The following is a 19,849-nucleotide window of genomic DNA, read 5'->3' on the forward strand; positions in this document are numbered from 1 at the left end:
GCGGCGGCACGCCCGGTGAACACCGTGGACGGCGCGCGGTGGGTGACGCGACGGCACCGGGCACCACGGTGCGGGGCGGCGGACGGCGCCGTGGGCCCGTGCACGGCTCCCGCGCCCTCCGCCCCCGTCACCGGGGGCGGATACCGGGTCCGGCACGCGGACCCGCCGCTGTGGCCGTCGGGGTGATCCCCTCGCGGGAGGGTGCCGCAGCCGCGGCGCACCGCGTTCTTCCGCGCTCCCCGGCGACCTGGCGCCGTGGCTAGCCCTTCGCCCGGTGGGACTTGCGCGACGGAGCCGTAGCCGGAGCGGGGTCGGGCGCTGCCGCCGGGGCCGGGGACTGGGCGGCGCGGGTCACGTCGGCGACGAGTTCGACGACATCGGGGCCGTACGCCTGGGTGTTGACCACCTTGAGCAGCAGGACGAAGGAGTTCGAGCCGTGCTTGCGGGCGAGCTTCTCGTGGTGGCGGGCCAGATAGCGGGTCGCCGCCTGGTTCGTGATGGCGCGCTGGCCGCAGAAGAGGAACACGGGCCGGCCGCCCTCACCGGCGGTCAGCCGGGCGAGGAGCACGTACTCCGTGGTGCCCGCCTCCAGCCGGTAGCGCTCGGAACCGATCCGGAAGGCACCGCGGTCCGGGCCCGCCTCCACGTCCGTGTTCACCTGCACACCGGGCAGCAGACTGCTCAGATGGGCCGCCATCCGCCGATTGGAGTAAGGCCCGCCGACGCAGAACTCGGTGCGCTCGCCGAAGCCCTGCTGGGCGACGTCGTGCTGGAGTATCCGGGCGTTCGCCCCGCAGTCCTTGATGAGCGCGGAGAGCTCCAGCAGCGCGAACACGTCGAAGCGGTGCACGGCGCCGTCGGCGCCGGCGTCGCGGTTGACGACGAGCAGGCACTCGGAGTTGCCGGGTAGACCGAAGAAGGCCTGCTTGCGGCGCAGCTTCCGGCGCCACAGGTAGGTCCGGACCGTCCAGCCGAGGAAGGCGCTGACACCGGCGGCCACGACACCGAGCACGATGTTGCGCAGGTCTTCGTTCATGGGCGCGCATGCTAGCGCCACGGGCGGAACAATGTTCGATGTGGTCCAGATGTGTTCCTGACGGCGAACGCGCGGTGACGTTACGCTGCGCGGACGTCCGCCGGATGGAGGTACGCATGCGTCGCAGAGTCGTCCGTCACGCTCCGGTCACCGTCGCCGTCGTCCTGGCCGTGCTCACGGCCGGTGCGGCCGCGCCGCCGACGCAGCAACCACCGGACCGGACGCCGACGCCCGTGAAGGAGCCCGTGGCCGCCGGGTACGGGGGAGCGGTCGCGAGCGTCGACGCCGACGCCTCGGCGGTGGGCATCGAGGTGCTGCGGCGCGGCGGGAACGCCGTGGACGCGGCCGTCGCCACGGCCGCCGCGCTCGGGGTCACCGAGCCGTACTCGGCCGGTATCGGCGGCGGCGGCTACTTCGTGTACTACGACGCGAGACAGCGCAGGGTCCACACCGTCGACGGGCGCGAGACCGCACCCCGCTCGGCCGACGCCGCGCTGTTCCAGGAGAACGGCAAGCCCATCCCGTTCGAGGAGGGCGTCACCAGCGGCCTGGGCGTCGGCACCCCCGGTACCCCCGCGACCTGGGACACGGCGCTCGCCGCCTGGGGCAGCCGCCCGCTCGCGGACCTGCTGAAGCCGGCGGAGCGACTGGCGAGGAACGGCTTCACCGTCGACGAGACCTTCCGCAGCCAGACCCGGGCGAACGAGGCCCGGTTCCGGGACTTCCCGGCCAGCGCCGAGCTGTTCCTGCCCGGCGGCCGTCTGCCGGAGCCCGGCTCCGTCTTCAAGAACCCCGATCTCGCCCGTACTTATGCGGACATCGGCCGCGAGGGCACCGAAGTGCTCTACCGGGGCGACGTCGCCCGCGACATCGTCCGTACCGTGCGCGCCCCGCAGGTGCGCGAGGGCGCCACCCGCGTCGTACGGCCCGGCGACCTCACGCTGCGCGACCTCGCCTCGTACGAGACGGTGCGCCGGTACCCGACGAGGGTGTCCTACCGGGGGCTCGACGTCTACGGCATGGCCCCGTCGTCGTCCGGCGGCACCAGCGTCGGCGAGGCGCTGAACATCCTGGAGAGCACCGACCTGTCGGGCCTGTCCGAGTCGAAGTACCTGCACCGCTTCATCGAGGCGAGCCGGATCGCCTTCGCGGACCGGGGGCGCTGGGTCGGCGACCCGGCCTTCGAGGACGTGCCGGTGCGGGGACTGCTCTCCCAGCGGTACGCGGACACCCGGGCCTGCCTCATCCGCGACGACGCCGTCCTCACCAGCCCGCTCGCGCCCGGGGACCCGCGTGATCCGCGGCCGTGCGCGTCGGCGGGCAGGGCCGCGCCGACGACGTACGAGGGCGAGAACACCACCCATCTCACCGTGGCCGACAAGTGGGGCAACGTCGTCGCCTACACGCTGACGATCGAGTCGACCGGCGGCAGCGGCATCACCGTGCCCGGCCGGGGGTTCCTCCTGAACAACGAGCTGACGGACTTCTCCTTCGCCCCGGCCGATCCGGCCGTCCACGACCCGAACCTCCCCGGCCCCGGCAAGCGGCCGCGCTCGTCGATGTCCCCGACGATCGTCCTGGACGACCGCGCCCGGCCCGTGCTGGCCCTGGGCTCCCCGGGCGGTGCCACGATCATCACCACCGCACTGCAGACGCTCACCGGCGTCGTCGACCGGGGTCTGCCCCTGGTCGACGCGATCGCCGCCCCGCGCGCCAGCCAGCGCAACCAGCCCACCACCGAACTCGAACCGGCCCTCTGGAACAGCCCGCTCCGGGCGGAGCTCGAGGCGCTGGGCCACGCCTTCCGACTGAATCCGGAGATCGGCGCCGCGACCGGGGTGCACCGTCTGCCGGACGGCCGCTGGCTGGCGGCGGCGGAGAAGGTCCGCCGCGGCGGCGGCTCGGCGATGGTGGTGCGCCCCTCGGGCACCCCGTAGGCCGCCCCTCGGGCATCCGGACCGGCTCCGGCCGGCCCCGCCGTGTCCGGCCACCGCGCGGCCGCGGTGCGGCACCGGGTCACCCTCACGGGCGGCCCCGGTGGCGCACCGCGGCCTTCCCGCTGCTTGCTGGTAGGGACAGAAAGCGAGCAGCCCATGGAGCCGAACCGGGAGCGACTTCGCACCCCCCGCGCCGCGGGGCTTGCCGGCATCGTGTTCGCGGTGCTGCTGGCCGCCGCGATCGTGCTGATGAGGCTGGCGATCCCCGAGGGCGCCGCCGAGGCGGGTGACGACGCGCTCAGCCCCGGCCGCCGGCGGGCCGTGCGCGCGGCCCTGGAACTCGTCCCGTTCGCCGGGATCTTCTTCCTGTGGTTCATGGGCGCGCTGCGGGCCCAGGTGGGGGAGCGGGAGGACAAGTTCGTCGCGACGGTCTTCCTGGGTAGCGGACTGGTGTTCGTGGCGACCATGTTCGGAGCCGCATCGGCGGCGGGCAGCATCCTCGACGACCAGCAGCCCTCGGAGTTCGGACGCAACTTCGCGTACACGCTGCTGACGACGTACTCGATGCGGATGGCCGCCGTCTTCGTCCTCGCGACCTCGACCATCGGCCACCGGCTCGGAGTGATCCCGCGTCCGCTGGCCGTGATCGGCTACGTGGCCGGCCTGGTGCTGCTGTTCGCGGGGCCGGCCTTCCCGTGGTCGGAACTGGTCTTCCCGGCCTGGTCCGCGCTCATCAGCGTCCATCTGCTGCGGGTCCGGATGAGAGCCCGGCCGGAGCCGGCGGACGTGGTCTGAACTCCCGCCGCCGCACGGTCACCGGCCGCGGCGGCCGTTCGTGGTCCGGATGCACCCGCCGGCCGGAGCCGGGCCACCGCGCCCCGTCCGCCCGCCCCGTCCGCCCGCCGGACCCGGCCCACGCCTTTCCGCTCACCCCTTCGGCCGCCACGGCGAGCGGGACCGCCCCGCTGCTCCCATGCTGGTTCCGGGGGAGTGACCAGGCACGGGAAGGGCTGATCCGTCGTGAGAGTTGTCGTCGATCTCAACCGGTGCCAGGGGTACGCGCAGTGCGCCTTCCTCGCTCCGGACGTCTTCGAAATGCACGGCGAGGAAGCACTGCTGTACAAGCCACGGCCGGACGAGGCACATCGGGACGACGTGGTCCGGGCCGTCGCCGCCTGTCCCGTCCAGGCGATTCTCCTGGACCGGTCCGACGAGACCGTGACCGCCGGGGAGGCGTCCGATGCCCGCTGACGGATACCTCGAACGGTTCAAGCGCGAGGGGCGCGTCGTCGTCGTGGGCGCGTCGCTGGCCGGCCTCAGGGCCGCCGAGACCCTGCGGGACGAGGGCTTCGCCGGCACGCTCACGATGGTCGGAGACGAGCCCTACGAGCCGTACGACCGCCCTCCGCTGTCCAAGGGGGTCCTGCTCAGCAGGACCACGGCGGACCGCACCGCGCTGCCCCGGCGACGCGCCCTGGACGCCGACTGGCGGCTCGGAATCGCCGCCACCGGGCTCGACATGGCCGCCAAGCGCGTCCGCCTGGCCGACGGCGAGGAGATCGAGTACGACCGGCTGCTGATCGCCACCGGGGTCCGCGCGCGGCCGTGGCCGCACGAACGCGAGGCAGAGCTCGACGGGGTCTTCGTGCTGCGGACCCGTGACGACGCGACCGCGCTGCAGAAGCGGCTGGCGGACGGACCGCGCCGGGTGTTCGTCATCGGCGCGGGCTTCACCGGCTCGGAGATCGCCTCCGCCTGCCGCGAGCGGGAGATCTCGGTGACCGTCGCCGAACGCGGAGCCGCGCCCCTCGTGGGCGCGCTCGGCGGTGTCGTGGGGGAGGTGGCCGCCCAACTCCAGCGCGAGAACGGGGTGGATCTCCGGACGGGCGTCATGGTGACCGGGCTGGAGGGCGACTCGGCGGGGCGGGTGCGCGCCGCGCACCTCTCCGACGGCTCCTCGGTGGAGACGGACGTCGTGGTCGTCTCGCTCGGCGCGACCCGCAACACCGAGTGGCTCGCCGGTTCGGGGCTCGGAGCGGGCCCCCGGGGCATCGCCTGCGACGCCGGCTGCCGGGCGTTCGACATCCGGGGCATCGTCACCGACGACATCTTCGTCGCCGGCGACGTGGCGCGGTCGCCGCACCCGCTGTTCGGGTACCAGTTCCTGTCGCTGGAGCACTGGGGCAACGCCGTCAGCCAGGCCGAGACCGCGGCGCACAACATGCTCTGCGAGAGCGTCGACCGCCGCCCCCACATGTGGGTCCCGGCCTTCTGGTCCTCCCAGTTCGGCGTGAACATCAAGTCGGTGGGCGTGCCGTCCATGGGCACGGAGATCCTGATCTCCCAGGGATCGCTGGCCGAACGCAGGTTCGTCGGGGTGTACGGCTACCAGGGCCGCGTCATCGGTGCCGTCACGTTCGACCAGGCGCGCTGGCTGCCGTTCTACGAGCACCTGATCGAGACGACGGCGCCGTTCCCGCCGCCGTTCCCCACGGTGGACCGCCGCCCGGAGGGAGCGCGGCCGGTGCCGGCCGAATTCCCCGACCCGTCGGTCCCCACCCACGGCCCCACCGTCACCCTCAGCGGCTATTCGCCGGCCGACCGGCGCATGACCTTCACCCCCGGCCGGCACTGACGCCGCGAGCGAGCACAAGGACCCGTCATGACTGAAGGCAGCCTGCTGCGGCAGATCCTCGACTACGAGAACCGCCACGACCCGTACCCCCTGTACGCGGAGCTCCGGAAGACGCCGGTGCTCAACGACGGCGACGGTGCGTACGTCGTGAGCACCTACCACGAGATCCTGAGCCTCCTGCACGACCCCCGGGTCAGCTCCGACGCCCGCAACATGACCCAGGCCGCCGGTCCCGACCTCCCGCAGCAGGAGGAGGAGACCGCACTGCCGCCCAGCTTCATCCGGCTCGACCCCCCGGAGCACGACCGGCTGCGCCGCATGACGAACACGTCCTTCGGGCCGCCCCACGAGCCGCGCCGGGTCCACGAGATGCGCGGCGAACTGGGTGGGATCGTCTCGGACCTCATCGCCGGCATCGGCGGTACGGACCGGATCGACCTCGTCGAGCAGTTCTCGTACCCGTTCCCCGTGACCGTGATCTGCCGGCTGCTCGGGGTGCCGCGCGAGGACGAGTCCCGCTTCCACGGCTGGGCCGACACCCTCGCGGCCAGCCTCGACCCGATGCCCGGGGAGGACCCGACCGAGCGGAACAAGATCGCCCAGAAGGCCCGTACGGAGCTGGGCATGTATCTGGCCGGGCTGATCGAGGAGCGGCGCAAGAACCCGCAGCAGGACATGCTCTCCGAACTGGCCACCCTCAAGGGGCCGGACGGTTCGATGACGACGATGGAACTGCTCAGCACCGCCGCGCTGCTGCTGATCGCCGGACACGAGACGACGGTGAACCTGATCACCAACGGCATGCTGACGCTGCTGCGCAACCCGGAGGTGCTCGACCGGCTGCGGGAGGACCCGGGCCTGTCCGTCCCGCTCGTGGAGGAACTGCTGCGCTTCGAGCCGCCGGTCCAGCTGGTGCCGAACCGCACGACCCTCGCGGACATCGAGATCGGCGGGGTCACCATCCCGAAGGGCGCCTCGCTGTGGCTGGTGGTGGCCGCCGGCAACCGCGACCCGATGCGCTTCGAGGACCCCGACCGTTTCGACCCGGACCGCGCGGACATCGAGCACCTGGGCTTCGGCAGCGGCATCCACAGCTGCTTCGGCGCGCCCCTCGCCCGGCAGGAGGCGCAGCTCGCACTGAGCGAACTCGCCCGCAGACTGGTCAACCCCCGGCTGCTCGAGGACCCGCCCGAGTACCGCAGGAACGCGGTGCTGCGCGGCCCCCGTCATCTGCCGATCGCCTGCGACGACATCAGACCGTGAGGGCGGACGCCGTCGCTGGGCGGGCGGCGGGGCAGGGCGGGGACGGTCCCGCTCCCAGTCGCGCCCTCGCGCCCTCGCGCCGTGCCGGTCGCGCCGGTCGCGCCGGTCGCGCCGGTCGTGCCGGTCGTGCCGGTCGTGCCGGTCGTGCCGGTATTAGAATGACGGCATGGTTCGTGCGCCCCTGACCCCCGAAGAACGCGAACGCGGCGAGCGCCTCGGGCGGTTGCTGCGTGAGACCCGAGGTCCCCGGAGCATGGTGGAGGTGGCCGCCGCCGCGGGGATCTCCGCCGAGACGCTGCGCAAGATCGAGACGGGCCGCGCGCCGACGCCCGCGTTCTTCACCGTGGCGGCCCTGGCCGGCGCGCTCGGACTGTCCATGGACGACCTGGTGACGCGCTGCGCGCTCGCCCCCGTGTGAGCCTCCGGCGGGTCCCACGGCGAGTGCCCGGGCGGGCGGGGCCCCGCGTCGACCGGCTCGGTGCCGGTCCGGGATGCCCGCGCGGTGCCCCGGGGCGTAGTCTCGCGCCCGTGGATCTCCAGCAGCTCGACCGCGCGAAGTACATCAGCCTCACGACCTTCCGGAAGGACGGGACGGGCGTCGCCACTCCCGTGTGGTTCGCCGTCGACGGCGGTGAACTGTACGTGTGGACCCGCTCCGACTCCTGGAAGATCAAGCGTCTGCGCAGGGACGACCGGGTCACCGTGACGGCGTGCGATGTGCGCGGCAGGGTCGAGGAAGGGGCCGAGACGGCGGACGGTACGGCGCGGCTGCTCGACGGCGCCGAACTCGGGAGGGTCAGGAAGCTGCTGAGCCGCAAGTACACCTGGCAGTTCTGGCTCGTCGACGTCCCCGCGGCGGTCGTACGGCTCGGCAAGCGCCCCCACACCGGCATCGCAGTGACGCTCCGGACACGTTGAGCGATCCGCACCGCCCGCGAAAACTGCGCGTAGCCGTCCCGTAACACGGCTGGGGTCGAATGCCTGCGAACCCGAAGCGGAGAGCGAGCAGGCAATGGCGGCGCATCAACTCCCCGGCCAGGTCGACGGTTTCGCGCGGTACCTCAGAGCGGTGACGGGGCGCCTCGACCCGGGAAGCGGCTGGTACGGGGTGTTCCTGCGCCGCGACCCCGACGGACTGACGGCCTGTCTGCGGGGCGCGGAGATCCCGCCGTGGGACGTGGTGGCGTCGCTCCTCCAGGACCTCGCGGCGGACGACGAGGAGACGGCGCACGCCCGCGGACTGCATTCCGCGGCGGCGGCCGTCCACGACCGCCGCCCCGGTGGCGGCGAAGCCCTCCGGGAACGGCTGGAACTGATGCGCCGCGAACAGGCCCGCGCGGCCGGACGCGGCCGGGACCTGCTGCACCGGCTCGCCGCCGTCCCCGAGGGCACCCCTGTGTACCGGGAGCTCGCCCACGACCTCTCCTGGGCCAACGACGACCACACCCGCGCTACCGCCCGCTGCGCCGAACTCGCCACCCGCATCGCGGCGCTGGCCCCTCCTCCCGGACTCCCCTCCGGGGCGGCGCCGTACGTCCGGGGCCCGGCCCCCGGGCCGGTCCACCCCGGACCGGTAGCCGGGGTGTCCGGACCACCCGAGACGGCGCACGACCGCGACGCGCTCTCGGGCGCGGAGCGGGGCGGCACGGGGCCGGCGCCGGAGCCGTGGGCCGGACAGGGGCATGGCACGGGGCACTTCGCGGTGGCGGCACGACCCGGGCCGGACGGGCCTGACAGGGCGGACGTGTCGGACGGTGCGCACAGGGCGGACGGGGACGCCGGTCGGGGGTGGGCCGGAACGACTGCCGCCGCGCGCGGTCCTGGGGCGTGGGGCGGCCCCGCGGTGGGCGGGGCGGACGGGGGCGGCTGGAGCAGAGCGGCCGCAGTGGCCGAAGGTCCGGACGGTGGGGCTGATTCCGGGCCCGACAGGGCGGACGGGGCGCACAGGGCGGACGTGTCGGACGGGGCGGACGCGGACGCCGGTCGGGAGTGGGCCGGAACGGATGCGGCCTCCCCCGATCCCGGGGCGTGGGCCCGTCCGGGGGCGGACGGGGCAGGGCCACCGCAGCCCTTCGGGGACGGCTCGTCCGAGGAGCGGCGCGCTCCCGGGCGGGAAGCCCGCAGAGGGAGCAAACGGCGGCCGCGCGGGGCCCGGTACGCCTGGCTCGACGACGCGGAGGAGAGTGCGGGCGAGCCCGTTCCCGTGCCCGGCGTGCCCGAACTGCCCGTCGCCGCCGTGCGGCCGCGCGGCGCGCGGTTCGGCGGGGGAGCGGAGGCGGAGCCGACCGCGGCGACCGGCCCGGGCTCGGCGGCGCCCGCCGGCGAGGAGGACCGCCGTGCCGCCCTCGCGACCGTCGCCACGCTCCGGCGGCTGCGGGCCGAGGGCCGCGGGGGTGAGGCCCACGTCCTGCTGTGCGAGGCCGCGTCGGGGCCTTCGGCCCGGCTCCCCGTGCTCGCCGCCGAGATGCACCGTTCCGGTCTCGGTGCCGACTGGCCCACGCTCCTCTGGGAGGTGGCCTCGCTGCCGCCGGAACGGCTCGCGGAGGCCGCCGGCGCCCTCGCCGGAGCGGGTCGCGACGACGACTGCGGCCGGCTCCTGCGCCAGGGCGTCGCCCGCCCCCCCGACGAGATCGCCGATGCCGTCCTCGCGCTCGGCGACGCAGGAGCGCTCGCCGAGGCGGACGCCCTGCTCGCGGCCTTCCTCCGGGTCCGCAGCCCGGCGGACGGCGCGCGGATCGCCACCGCCGACCCGCGCCGCCTCGTCCCGCAACTGCTCTCCGCCGCCCGCGCGGTGTCGCCCGGCTGTGAGCGCGATCTGGTGCACGCCTTGCGCGTTGCGGGTCTCATCAGCGCCTGAAAAAGTACGGTATACGCTGTATGTCGACCGCTCGGGTGCGAAACATGATCGACACTGCGGGTTGACGACGATGGTCTTGCCCCAGTGTGTGACGGGGCTTACGTTCTCCTCCTACGCATCGCGTCTACGTGCGTAGAGGCTCTGACGTCTTGTCGAAGGAGCAGCTCATGACCAACGTCGTACGCGCCGCACTCGTCCAGGCCACCTGGACCGGCGACACCGAATCCATGATCGCCAAGCATGAGGAGCACGCCCGCGAGGCGGCCCGGCAGGGTGCCAAGGTCATCGGGTTCCAGGAGGTCTTCAACGCCCCCTACTTCTGCCAGGTGCAGGAGCCGGAGCACTACCGCTGGGCGGAACCCGTGCCCGACGGCCCCACGGTGCTGCGCATGCGGGACCTCGCCAGGGAGACCGGGATGGTGATCGTCGTCCCCGTCTTCGAGGTCGAGGACTCCGGCTTCTACTACAACACCGCCGCGGTGATCGACGCCGACGGCAGCTATCTCGGCAAGTACCGCAAGCACCACATCCCCCAGGTCAAGGGATTCTGGGAGAAGTACTACTTCAGGCCCGGCAACGCGGGCTGGCCGGTCTTCGACACCGCGGTCGGCAGGGTCGGCGTCTACATCTGCTACGACCGCCACTTCCCGGAGGGCTGGCGCCAACTCGGACTCGGCGGAGCCCAGTTGGTCTACAACCCGTCGGCAACCTCCCGGGGCCTGTCCGCGTACCTCTGGCAGCTGGAGCAGCCCGCCGCGGCGGTCGCCAACGAGTACTTCATCGCCGCCATCAACCGGGTCGGCCAGGAGGAGTACGGCGACAACGACTTCTACGGCACCAGCTACTTCGTCGACCCGCGCGGCCAGTTCGTCGGAGACGTCGCCAGCGACAAGGAGGAGGAACTGATCGTCAGGGACCTCGACTTCGGCCTGATCGACGAGGTGCGGCAGCAGTGGGCCTTCTACCGGGACCGCCGGCCCGACGCGTACGAAGGGCTGGTCCAGCCGTGAACGACCTGTACGAGCGGCACCGTGCCGTCATCCCCGACTGGGTCGCGCTCTACTACCGGCAGCCCATGGAGATCACCCACGGGGAGGGGCGGCACGTCTGGGACGCGGACGGCAACCGCTACCTCGACTTCTTCGGCGGCATCCTCACCACCATGACCGCCCACGCCCTCCCCGAGGTCACCAAGGCGGTCAGCGAGCAGGCCGGGCGGATCATCCACTCCTCGACGCTCTACCTCAACCGCCCCATGGTGGAGCTGGCCGAGCGCATCGCCGCCCTGTCCGGGATCCCCGACGCCCGGGTCTTCTTCACCACCTCGGGCACCGAGGCCAACGACACCGCCCTGCTGCTGGCCACCGCGTACCGCAGGTCCGGCCAGATCCTGGCCATGCGCAACAGCTACCACGGCCGTTCCTTCTCGGCGGTCTCCATCACCGGCAACCGCTCGTGGTCGCCGACGACGCTCTCCCCGGTGCAGACCCTGTACGTGCACGGGGGCATGCGCACCCGCGGTCCCTACGCGGGGCTCTCCGACGCCCAGTTCGTCGAGGCGTGCGTCGCCGACCTGGAGGACCTGCTCGGCCACACCCACGACGTGGCCGCGCTGATCGCCGAGCCGATCCAGGGCGTCGGCGGCTTCACCTCCCCGCCCGACGGGCTGTACGCCGCGTTCCGCGAAGTCCTCGACCGCCACGGGATCCTGTGGATCGCCGACGAGGTGCAGACCGGCTGGGGCCGGACGGGCGAGCACTTCTGGGGCTGGCAGGCGCACGCGGAGAACGGCCCGCCGGACATCCTCACCTTCGCCAAGGGCATCGGCAACGGGATGTCGCTGGGCGGCGTCGTGGCCCGGGCCGAGGTGATGAACTGCATCGACGCCAACTCCATCTCCACGTTCGGCGGTTCACCCGTCACCGCGGCCGCGGGCCTCGCGAACCTCTCGTACCTGCTGGAGCACGACCTGCAGGGCAACGCGCGGCGCGTCGGCGGGCTGCTCATCGAACGGCTCCGCGCCATCACGGCCGGGGTCCCCGCCGTGCGCGAGGTGCGCGGACGCGGACTGATGATCGGCATCGAACTGGTCCGGCCCGGCACGGACGAGGCGTCCCCGGAGGCCGCCGCCGCCGTGCTCGAAGCCGCTCGCGAAGGCGGACTGCTCATCGGGAAGGGCGGCGGCCACAACACCAGCGTGCTGAGGATCGCGCCACCGATGTCCCTCACCGTCGCCGAGGCGGAAGAGGGCGCCTCGATCCTCGAACGCACCCTGCGCAGCCTCTAGTCCACGCGAGGGGAAGACCATGAGCAACCGCACACTGATCCGCGGCGGACTCGTCCTCACGGCCGCCGACGAGACCCACGCCGACGTCCTGGTCGAGGACGGCCGCGTCGCCGCCCTCGCCGCCCACGGGTCCACCGCCGCCGAGAGCTGGACCGCCGACCGCACCATCGATGCCACCGGGAAGTACGTCATCCCCGGCGGGGTCGACGCGCACACCCACATGGAACTGCCGTTCGGCGGCACCTTCGCGTCCGACACCTTCGAGACCGGCACCCGCGCCGCCGCCTGGGGCGGCACCACCACCATCGTCGACTTCGCCGTCCAGACCAAGGGCCAGAGCCTGCGCGAAGGACTCGATGCCTGGTACGCCAAGGCCGACGGCAAGTGCGCGATCGACTACGGCTTCCACATGATCCTCTCCGACGTCGACGAGTCGTCGCTGAAGGAGATGGACCTGCTCGTCGAGGAGGGCGTCACCTCCTTCAAGCTGTTCATGGCCTACCCCGGCGTCTTCTACAGCGACGACGGGCAGATCCTGCGCGCCATGCAGCGCGGCACCGCCAACGGCGGGCTGATCATGATGCACGCGGAGAACGGCATCGCGATCGACGTCCTCGTCGAACAGGCCCTGGCGCGCGGCGAGACCGACCCCCGCTACCACGGCGAGGTCCGCAAGGTGCTGCTGGAGGCCGAGGCCACGCACCGGGCCGTCCAGCTCGCCCGGGTCGCCGGCGCCCCGCTGTACGTCGTCCACGTCTCGGCCGAGGAGGCCGTCGCGGAGCTCGCCGCCGCCCGTGACAAGGGACTCCCGGTCTTCGGCGAGACCTGCCCGCAGTACCTGTTCCTGTCCACGGACAACCTCGCCGAACCGGACTTCGAGGGCGCCAAGTACGTCTGCAGCACACCGCTGCGGCCCAAGGAGCACCAGGCCGCACTGTGGCGCGGGCTGCGGACCGACGACCTCCAGGTCGTCTCCACCGACCACTGCCCGTTCTGCTTCTCCGGCCAGAAGGACCTCGGCCGCGGCGACTTCTCCAAGATCCCCAACGGGCTGCCGGGCGTGGAGAACCGGATGGACCTGCTGCACCAGGCGGTCCTCGACGGCCACATCTCGCGCCGCCGCTGGATCGAGATCGCCTGCGCCGCACCCGCCCGGATGTTCGGCCTCTACCCCAAGAAGGGCACCATCGCGCCGGGCGCCGACGCCGACATCGTCGTGTACGACCCGCACGCGGAGCAGGTCCTCTCCGCCGAGACCCACCACATGAACGTCGACTACTCGGCCTACGAGGGCAGGCGGATCACCGGCCGGGTCGAGACCGTGCTCTCACGGGGCGAAGTGGTCATCGACGGACGGGAGTTCACCGGCCGGGCCGGACACGGCGTGTTCACCCCCCGCTCGACCTGCCAGTACCTGAACTAGCGGAACCCGACCCAGGAGGTCCCGGTGGACTTCGGACTCGTCCTGCAGACGGACCCGCCCGCTTCGGCGGTCGTCGGTCTGATGCGGCGCGCGGAACGCAACGGCTTCCGCTACGGCTGGACGTTCGACTCGGCGGTCCTGTGGCAGGAGCCGTTCGTCGTCTACAGCCAGATCCTTGAACACACACAGAAGATGCACGTCGGCCCGATGGTCACCAATCCCGGGACCCGGACGTGGGAGGTGACGGCCTCGACCTTCGCCACCCTGAACGACATGTTCGGCAACCGCACCGTATGCGGCATCGGCCGCGGCGACTCCGCGATGCGCGTGGCCGGGCGCAGCCCCAACACCCTGGCCCGGCTGGGCGAGGCGATCGGGGTCATCCGCGATCTCGCCGAGGGCCGTGAGGCGGTCGTGGACGGGCAGCCCGTCCGGATCCCGTGGGTACGGGACGGGAAACTGCCCGTGTGGATGGCGGCGTACGGGCCGAAGGCACTCGCCCTCGCCGGGCAGAAGGCCGACGGCTTCATCCTCCAGCTCGCCGACCTCTACCTCACCGAGTGGATGGTCAAGGCCGTGCGGGAGGCGGCCGCCGGGGCCGGACGCGACCCGGACGCGATCACCGTCTGCGTGGCCGCGCCGGCGTACGTGGGTGACGACCTCGCCCACGCCCGCGACCAGTGCCGCTGGTTCGGGGGGATGGTCGGCAACCACGTCGCCGACCTGGTCTCGCGCTACGGGGAGCACTCGGACATGGTGCCGGAGGCCCTGACCGCCTACATCAAGGAGCGGCAGGGGTACGACTACAGCCACCACGGCCGGGCCGGGAACCCGTCCACCGACTTCGTGCCCGACGAGATCGTCGACCGGTTCTGCCTGCTGGGCCCGCCCTCCGCGCACATCGAGAAACTGCGGGCGCTGCGGGACCTGGGCGTGGACCAGTTCGCCGTCTACAACATGCACGACGCGAAGGAAGCGACGATCGACGCCTACGGCGCGGAGATCATCCCCGCACTCACCCGCTGACGGGCACCGAACTCCCCCACGCGACCGCCCGACCTCTGCTGAAGGGTCAAGGCCATGACCGCGACCGTTCCCCCGGCATCCTCCCCGTCCCCTTCCGACTCCGGCCAGCACATCGACGCCCAGGGCCGGGTGGAACTCGTGCCCGGCGCGATCCCCGCCGGAGGCCGCTTCGTCAACAACGACCTGCTTCCCGTACCGCTCGCCAACCGCCACTGGACCACGTACAACTTCGCCGCCCTGTGGGTCGGGATGGCCCACAACATCCCGTCCTGGCTGCTCGCCTCCGGGCTCGTCGCGCTCGGCATGGACTGGAAACAGGCCGTGTTCACCATCGCGCTGGCCAATGTGATCGTGCTGTTCCCGATGCTCCTCACCGGCCACGCCGGTCCCAAGTACGGCATCCCCTTCCCGGTGCTGGCCCGCGCCTCCTTCGGACTGCGCGGCGCCAATCTCCCGGCTCTGATCAGAGCCGCCGTCGCCTGTGCCTGGTTCGGCATCCAGACGTGGATCGGCGGACAGGGCATCTTCATCCTGCTCGGCACCATCTTCGGCGGCTGGACGGAGGCCGCCGAGATCGCCGGCCAGCCCTGGACGCTGTGGCTCTGCTTCCTCGTCTTCTGGGTGGTGGAACTCGCCATCATCTACCGGGGCATGGAGACACTGCGCCGCTTCGAGAACTGGGCGGCCCCGTTCGTGATCGTCGGCGCGCTGGTGCTGCTGGTCTGGATCGCGATGAAGGCCGGCGGCTTCGGCCCGCTGCTCGACCAGCCCTCCAAGCTCGGCTGGGGGGACGACTTCTGGCCGGTGTTCTTCCCCTCCCTCATGGGGATGATCGCCTTCTGGTCCACACTGTCCCTGAACATCCCGGACTTCACCCGCTTCGGCGCCGGCCAGCGCGCCCAGGTCTGGGGCCAGACGCTGGGCCTGCCCACGACCATGACCCTGTTCGCCCTGCTGTCGGTGTTCGTCACCTCCGGCTCCCAGGCCGTCTACGGCGCGCCGATCTGGGACCCGGTGCAGCTCGCCGCCAAGACGGACAACGTCTTCGGCCTGCTGTTCGCCCTGGTGACCGTGCTGATCGCGACGATCTCCGTGAACATCGCGGCGAACGTCGTGTCCCCCGCGTACGACCTGGCGAACCTCGCACCGCGGTTCGTCACCTTCCGCACGGGGGCGCTGATCACGGGTGTCGTCGGTGTCCTGATCATGCCGTGGAAGCTGACCGAGACCCCGGAGCTGTACATCTTCACCTGGCTCGGTCTGGTCGGCGGACTGCTCGGTACGGTCGCCGGCATCCTGATCGCCGACTACTGGATCGTCCGCCGCACCCATCTGGAACTGGCGGACCTCTACCGCCCGGAGGGCCGCTACTGGTACGCGTCCGGCTGGAACTGGCGTGCCGTCCTGGCCTTCGGCGTCGGCGGGGTCCTCGCGATCGGCGGCTCCCACTCCGCCCCGGGGAAGGGTCCGTTCCCCGAGGACGGGCTGATCCCCTTCCTGAAGCCGCTCGCGGACTACGGCTGGGCGGTGGGGCTCGCAGCCTCGCTGCTGCTGTACACGCTGCTGATGCTGCCGGAGCGCCGCAGGCACAGCTGAGGGACCGGCGTGACCCGGGGCCCGGACCGCTCCCCAGCGGTCCGGGCCCCGGGCGTGAAGAGGGCCCGCCCCGTACGGGGGTGGTACACGGGGCGGGCCGGACGGCGGGCCTCAGCGGCTGTCGCGCTGGGCCGCCACGATCCTGCGGACCGTGCGGTCGGCGCCTCCCGAGCGGCGCTGGACGCGCTCGGAGAAACCGGGGAACTGGCCGCCGATCGCGCTGAGGATCCGCATCTCCGGCGGCGCCACGTTCACTTCGGCCCGGTTGCGCTCGACGGCGCGCACGACCCCCGCGACGACCTGCCGGGGGGAGACCGTGCGCATACCCGCGGGCGGCTCGGCCCCGGTCGCCGCGAACATGCCCGCCTCCCGGACGAAGCCGGGCTGGACGAGCGACACGCCGACCCCGTGCTCGTGCAGGTCCTGCCTCAGTCCGAGCGCGAAGCCCCGCAGACCGAACTTGGTGGCGTTGTAGAGCGCGGAGTGCTTCGTCGCCGTCTTGCCCGAGATCGAGCCCACGAAGACGAGATGGCCCCGGCGGGCCTCGACCATGGCCGGGGCGAGCAGCCGGGCCAGCATGGCGGGGGCGCGGAGGTTGACCGCCAGGGCGCGGTCGATCTGGTCGGGGGTGTAGTCGAGCAACTCGCCGCTGGACGGCAGCGCGGCGTTGGCCAGCAGGATCTCGGTCCCGGCCGCCTCGGCGGCGAGGCGCTCCACGTCCTCCGGGTCGGCCAGATCGGCGACGACGGCGCGGGCGCCGTACTCCTTGGCCAGCGGCTCGACTGCGTCGCGCCGGCGCCCCGTGAGGATCAACCGGGCGCCCCGCCGGGACAGTTCGGCGGCCAGCGCGGTGCCGATGCCGCCGGTGACACCGGTGAGGAGAACGGTTGATCCGTTGATGCGCATCTGGTTACCCTCCAGTTCTGTTCGTTCGAACGAACGATAAGGAGCACAGGGTGGTCATGTCCACAGCGGATTTCTCCGGCCTCGCCGAGCAGGCCCGGAAACTGAAGGAAGGTCAGACCACCTCGGTGGAGCTGGTCCGGGCGGCGCTGAGGCGCATCGAGTCCAGTCAGCCCACCCTCAACGCCTTCCGGCACGTCCGCACCGAGTCCGCCCTCGCCGAGGCCGAGGACGCCGACCGGCGCCTCGCGGCGGGCGGGACGGCAACGCTGCTCGGCGTCCCCCTCGCCGTGAAGGACGACACGGACGTGGCCGGGCTGCCCACCCACTTCGGCTGCCGCGGTGAGAGGGCCCCGGCGGTCGCGGACGGCGAGGCGGTACGGCGGCTGCGCGCGGCCGGCGCCGTCGTCGTCGGCAAGACCAACTCCTGTGAGCTCGGGCAGTGGCCGTTCACCGAGGGCCCCGCCTTCGGCGCCACCCGCAACCCGTGGTCCCCGGACCACACGCCCGGCGGTTCCTCCGGCGGCTCCGCGGCCGCCGTCGCCGCGGGACTGGTGCCCGCGGCCCTCGGCTCGGACGGCGGCGGCTCCATCCGCATCCCCGCGGCCTGGACCCATCTCGTCGGCATCAAGCCGCAGCGCGGCCGCGTCTCGCTGCACCCGCATACCGACGCCTTCCACGGACTCACGGTCAACGGGCCGCTGGCCCGGACCGTCGCCGACGCCGCGCTGCTGCTCGACGCCGTCCAGGGCTCCCACCCGGAGGACTTGCACCGGCCCGACGCCATCGACGCCTCGGCCGCCGCCCGCCGCGAGCCCGGCCGGCTGCGCATCGCCCTCGCCTGGCGGCCGCCGCTCACCCTCAGCGGCGCCCGGCCCCACCCCGAGGTGCGACGGGCCGTCGCCGACCTCGCCGAGACACTCGCCCGGCTCGGCCACCACGTCGAGGAGGCCCGGCCCCGCTACGGGCTGATGGGCCTCGGCTTCGTCTCCCGGGGCACCGCGGGCGTGGCCGAGTTCGCGGCCCTCCACCCCGAGCCCGCACTGCTCGACCCGCGCACCCGTACGGCACTGCGCAACGGCAGGCTGCTCAGCGGGCCGGTCGTGCGTGCCGCGCGCGCCCGCGAGGCACGCCAGCACCGCCGTGTCGGCGCGCTGTTCGACAGGTACGACGTGCTGCTGACGCCGACCACCGCCGCACCCCCGCCGCGCATCGGCACCTTCGACGGCCTCAGCGCCTGGCGCACCAACGCGGCCATGGCCGCCGTCTGCCCCTACGCGTGGCCCTGGAACGTCCTCGGCTGGCCGGGTGTCAACGTCCCCGCGGGGTTCACCTCCGACGGACTGCCCGTCGGCGCGCAGCTGCTCGGTCCGGAGGGCACCGAGGAGTCGCTGATCTCGCTGGCCGCCCAGCTGGAGGCCGACCGGCGATGGTACGAGCGCTGCCCCGACCCGCTGAGGACGTGGAGCGCCCCGGTGGAACAATGACGCGCATGCCCAGCCAGACCAGTGCCTCCGCGGAGCCCGCCGCGCCCGCCATACCCCCGACCCGGCAGCGCATCATCGGTGCCGTCCTGCGCATCATCGGCCAGGACGGCATCGCCGCGGTCACCAACCGGCGGATCGCCAAGGAGGCCGGGGTCTCGCTCGGCTCGGTCACCTACCACTTCTCCAGCCAGCACGAGCTGCTGCGCGAGTCGCTGCTGCACTTCGTCCGCGAGGAGACCCGGCGCTTCACCGAACTCGCCGACGCGGGCGAGGCCGAGGGCGTCGACCTCGACGGCGCGGCCGCGCTCGCCGCCCAGGTCGCGGACGGCACGGTCTTCGACAGCGAGCACATCGCGCCCTTCGAGCTCTACATCCAGGCCGGGCGCGACGAACGGCTGCGCGAGGCGGCGGCCGAGTGCTTCGGCGCGTACGACCGTCTCGCCGTCCAGATCCTCACGGCCCTCGGCGTCCCCGAACCCCAGCGCCTCGCCGCCCACACCGTCGCCCTCGTCACCGGCCTCCAGCTCCGCCGCCTGGCCACCGGCTCGCCCGCCGAGGAGCTCACCGACGCCCTGCTCCTGCTCGTCCGGGGCGCGCTGAGCGAGGACGCGGCGCACTGAGCGAGTAGCCCAGCGAGCGCGGCGCGGGCCGGCCGACCGGACGCCGGAGGCTCCCTGACCGTCCGGAACTCCGGGTGCCGGAGCCAGGACTCCATGCACGCGGCGTCGCGCACGTGGGTGTACTCGACCTGGTGGCCCCGCGCGGCGTACGGGACCTCGTGCACCACCCCGCGGATGCCCGGACCACCACCCGGGTCGCCGCCAGTGCGGAAGCGTCCGGGGCCGGGCCGCCGCCGTGGACGGAGTACCGGTGGCCGAGCAGCCCGTTGCAGCCGATGAGCGCGCCGAGCCGCCGGGCGGGGGACGCAGTCACATGCCCCTGGAGCCGGTGGTTGTCCCGGCCCTGGCAGTACGCCGACACGACGATCTCCTGTACCGGCCGCCGTTCGATCCCTCCGAAGTCGTACCCGGCGAGGACGTCCTCGCTCTCCTCCGCCAGGTGGAACGGGCCGCCCGTACGGGGCGCATGGCCCGCGCCGATGGGAGTGCCGTCTCGATCCAGACGTCCGGGCCGCCGCCCGGCACCGGTTCGACGGCCCGGCAGAACGTCCCCTGCCGGCTCTCGACGTCCACCCACTGCGCGTCGGTGAGCCGTGCGAAGAGCAGCAGCGACGCCTCGGGTCCTGGCATGCCCTCACGGTACGCGTGCCGTCCACTCGGGCGTGGTGAGTTCCCGGGCCGCGAGGTCCTGCGCGCGGGCCGGTTCCCCCGGTCCGCCCCGGCCGTCCGTCGGGCCGCGACGCGCGGAACGAGTCGATCAGCCGCCGGAGACGACGAAC

General features: G+C 72.9%; 19 protein-coding genes. 15 read left to right on the forward strand and 4 right to left on the reverse strand.

Features of this window, described 5'->3' with window-relative positions:
- Positions 1–259 precede the first annotated feature (259 nt).
- Complete coding sequence (locus tag QRN89_RS28505) at positions 260–1,036, reverse strand: hypothetical protein (protein WP_290352276.1); 777 nt, start codon at positions 1,034–1,036, stop codon at positions 260–262.
- Positions 1,037–1,152: 116 nt separating this feature from the next.
- Between QRN89_RS28505 and ggt the strand changes: the two genes are divergently transcribed.
- From ggt to QRN89_RS28570, 13 genes are all read left to right on the forward strand, one after another.
- Positions 1,153–2,973: a gamma-glutamyltransferase gene (ggt, locus tag QRN89_RS28510; RefSeq protein WP_290352277.1), complete on the forward strand. Its 1,821-nt coding sequence runs from the start codon at positions 1,153–1,155 to the stop codon at positions 2,971–2,973.
- A 156-nt stretch (positions 2,974–3,129) separates the two neighbouring features.
- Positions 3,130–3,768, forward strand: a complete 639-nt coding sequence (locus QRN89_RS28515) for a hypothetical protein (protein WP_290352278.1) — start codon at positions 3,130–3,132, stop codon at positions 3,766–3,768.
- A 225-nt stretch (positions 3,769–3,993) separates the two neighbouring features.
- Entirely contained in the window at positions 3,994–4,224 is a 231-nt protein-coding gene (locus QRN89_RS28520) for a ferredoxin (protein ID WP_290352279.1), read from the forward strand.
- On the forward strand, positions 4,214–5,608 hold the full coding sequence (locus tag QRN89_RS28525; RefSeq protein WP_290352280.1) for an NAD(P)/FAD-dependent oxidoreductase: 1,395 nt from the start codon (positions 4,214–4,216) through the stop codon (positions 5,606–5,608). The genes QRN89_RS28520 and QRN89_RS28525 overlap by 11 nt, the downstream gene beginning before the upstream one ends.
- Before the next feature lie 27 nt (positions 5,609–5,635).
- The gene (locus QRN89_RS28530) at positions 5,636–6,871 is read left to right on the forward strand and encodes a cytochrome P450 (protein ID WP_290352281.1); all 1,236 of its coding nucleotides are present in this window, start codon (positions 5,636–5,638) and stop codon (positions 6,869–6,871) included.
- 166 nt (positions 6,872–7,037) lie between these two features.
- The gene (locus QRN89_RS28535) at positions 7,038–7,289 is read left to right on the forward strand and encodes a helix-turn-helix domain-containing protein (protein WP_290352282.1); all 252 of its coding nucleotides are present in this window, start codon (positions 7,038–7,040) and stop codon (positions 7,287–7,289) included.
- A 110-nt stretch (positions 7,290–7,399) separates the two neighbouring features.
- Positions 7,400–7,789: a PPOX class F420-dependent oxidoreductase gene (locus QRN89_RS28540; protein WP_290352283.1), complete on the forward strand. Its 390-nt coding sequence runs from the start codon at positions 7,400–7,402 to the stop codon at positions 7,787–7,789.
- Positions 7,790–7,883: 94 nt separating this feature from the next.
- Positions 7,884–9,728 carry a hypothetical protein gene (locus QRN89_RS28545; RefSeq protein ID WP_290352284.1) on the forward strand — a complete coding sequence of 615 codons (1,845 nt, stop codon included), beginning with the start codon at positions 7,884–7,886 and terminating at the stop codon, positions 9,726–9,728.
- A gap of 167 nt (positions 9,729–9,895) precedes the next feature.
- Positions 9,896–10,738, forward strand: a complete 843-nt coding sequence (locus QRN89_RS28550; protein WP_290352285.1) for a nitrilase-related carbon-nitrogen hydrolase — start codon at positions 9,896–9,898, stop codon at positions 10,736–10,738.
- Positions 10,735–12,015, forward strand: a complete 1,281-nt coding sequence (locus tag QRN89_RS28555; RefSeq protein ID WP_290352286.1) for an aspartate aminotransferase family protein — start codon at positions 10,735–10,737, stop codon at positions 12,013–12,015. Before QRN89_RS28550 ends, QRN89_RS28555 begins: the two co-directional genes overlap by 4 nt.
- 19 nt (positions 12,016–12,034) lie before the next feature.
- Positions 12,035–13,438, forward strand: a complete 1,404-nt coding sequence (gene hydA / locus QRN89_RS28560; RefSeq protein WP_290352287.1) for a dihydropyrimidinase — start codon at positions 12,035–12,037, stop codon at positions 13,436–13,438.
- 24 nt (positions 13,439–13,462) lie between these two features.
- Positions 13,463–14,464, forward strand: coding sequence for a TIGR03842 family LLM class F420-dependent oxidoreductase (locus tag QRN89_RS28565; protein WP_290352288.1), 1,002 nt, complete (start codon positions 13,463–13,465; stop codon positions 14,462–14,464).
- Positions 14,465–14,518: 54 nt separating this feature from the next.
- A complete protein-coding gene (locus QRN89_RS28570; RefSeq protein ID WP_290352289.1) occupies positions 14,519–16,060 on the forward strand; it encodes an NCS1 family nucleobase:cation symporter-1 in 1,542 nt (513 codons plus the stop codon).
- Positions 16,061–16,171: 111 nt separating this feature from the next.
- On the opposite strand, the gene QRN89_RS28575 is transcribed toward QRN89_RS28570, so the two are convergent.
- Positions 16,172–16,966 (reverse strand): SDR family NAD(P)-dependent oxidoreductase, encoded by a 795-nt coding sequence (locus QRN89_RS28575; protein WP_290352290.1) that lies wholly within the window; start codon positions 16,964–16,966, stop codon positions 16,172–16,174.
- Between the two features lie 56 nt (positions 16,967–17,022).
- Here QRN89_RS28575 and QRN89_RS28580 point away from each other — a divergent pair, with 56 nt between their 5' ends.
- Together QRN89_RS28580 and QRN89_RS28585 are read left to right on the forward strand one after the other, a co-directional pair.
- Positions 17,023–18,450: an amidase gene (locus QRN89_RS28580; RefSeq protein ID WP_290352291.1), complete on the forward strand. Its 1,428-nt coding sequence runs from the start codon at positions 17,023–17,025 to the stop codon at positions 18,448–18,450.
- Between the two features lie 5 nt (positions 18,451–18,455).
- A complete protein-coding gene (locus tag QRN89_RS28585) occupies positions 18,456–19,070 on the forward strand; it encodes a TetR/AcrR family transcriptional regulator (RefSeq protein ID WP_290352292.1) in 615 nt (204 codons plus the stop codon).
- Here the strand turns inward: QRN89_RS28585 and QRN89_RS35960 are convergent.
- Both QRN89_RS35960 and QRN89_RS28590 read right to left on the reverse strand, forming a co-directional pair.
- Positions 19,012–19,431: a hypothetical protein gene (locus QRN89_RS35960; RefSeq protein WP_494478361.1), complete on the reverse strand. Its 420-nt coding sequence runs from the start codon at positions 19,429–19,431 to the stop codon at positions 19,012–19,014. The genes QRN89_RS28585 and QRN89_RS35960 overlap by 59 nt on opposite strands.
- On the reverse strand, positions 19,380–19,700 hold the full coding sequence (locus QRN89_RS28590) for a hypothetical protein (RefSeq protein ID WP_290352293.1): 321 nt from the start codon (positions 19,698–19,700) through the stop codon (positions 19,380–19,382). The genes QRN89_RS35960 and QRN89_RS28590 overlap by 52 nt, the downstream gene beginning before the upstream one ends.
- Positions 19,701–19,849: the final 149 nt, after the last annotated feature.

The organism is Streptomyces sp. HUAS CB01 (assembly GCF_030406905.1).
Lineage (GTDB): Bacteria > Actinomycetota > Actinomycetes > Streptomycetales > Streptomycetaceae > Streptomyces > Streptomyces chengbuensis.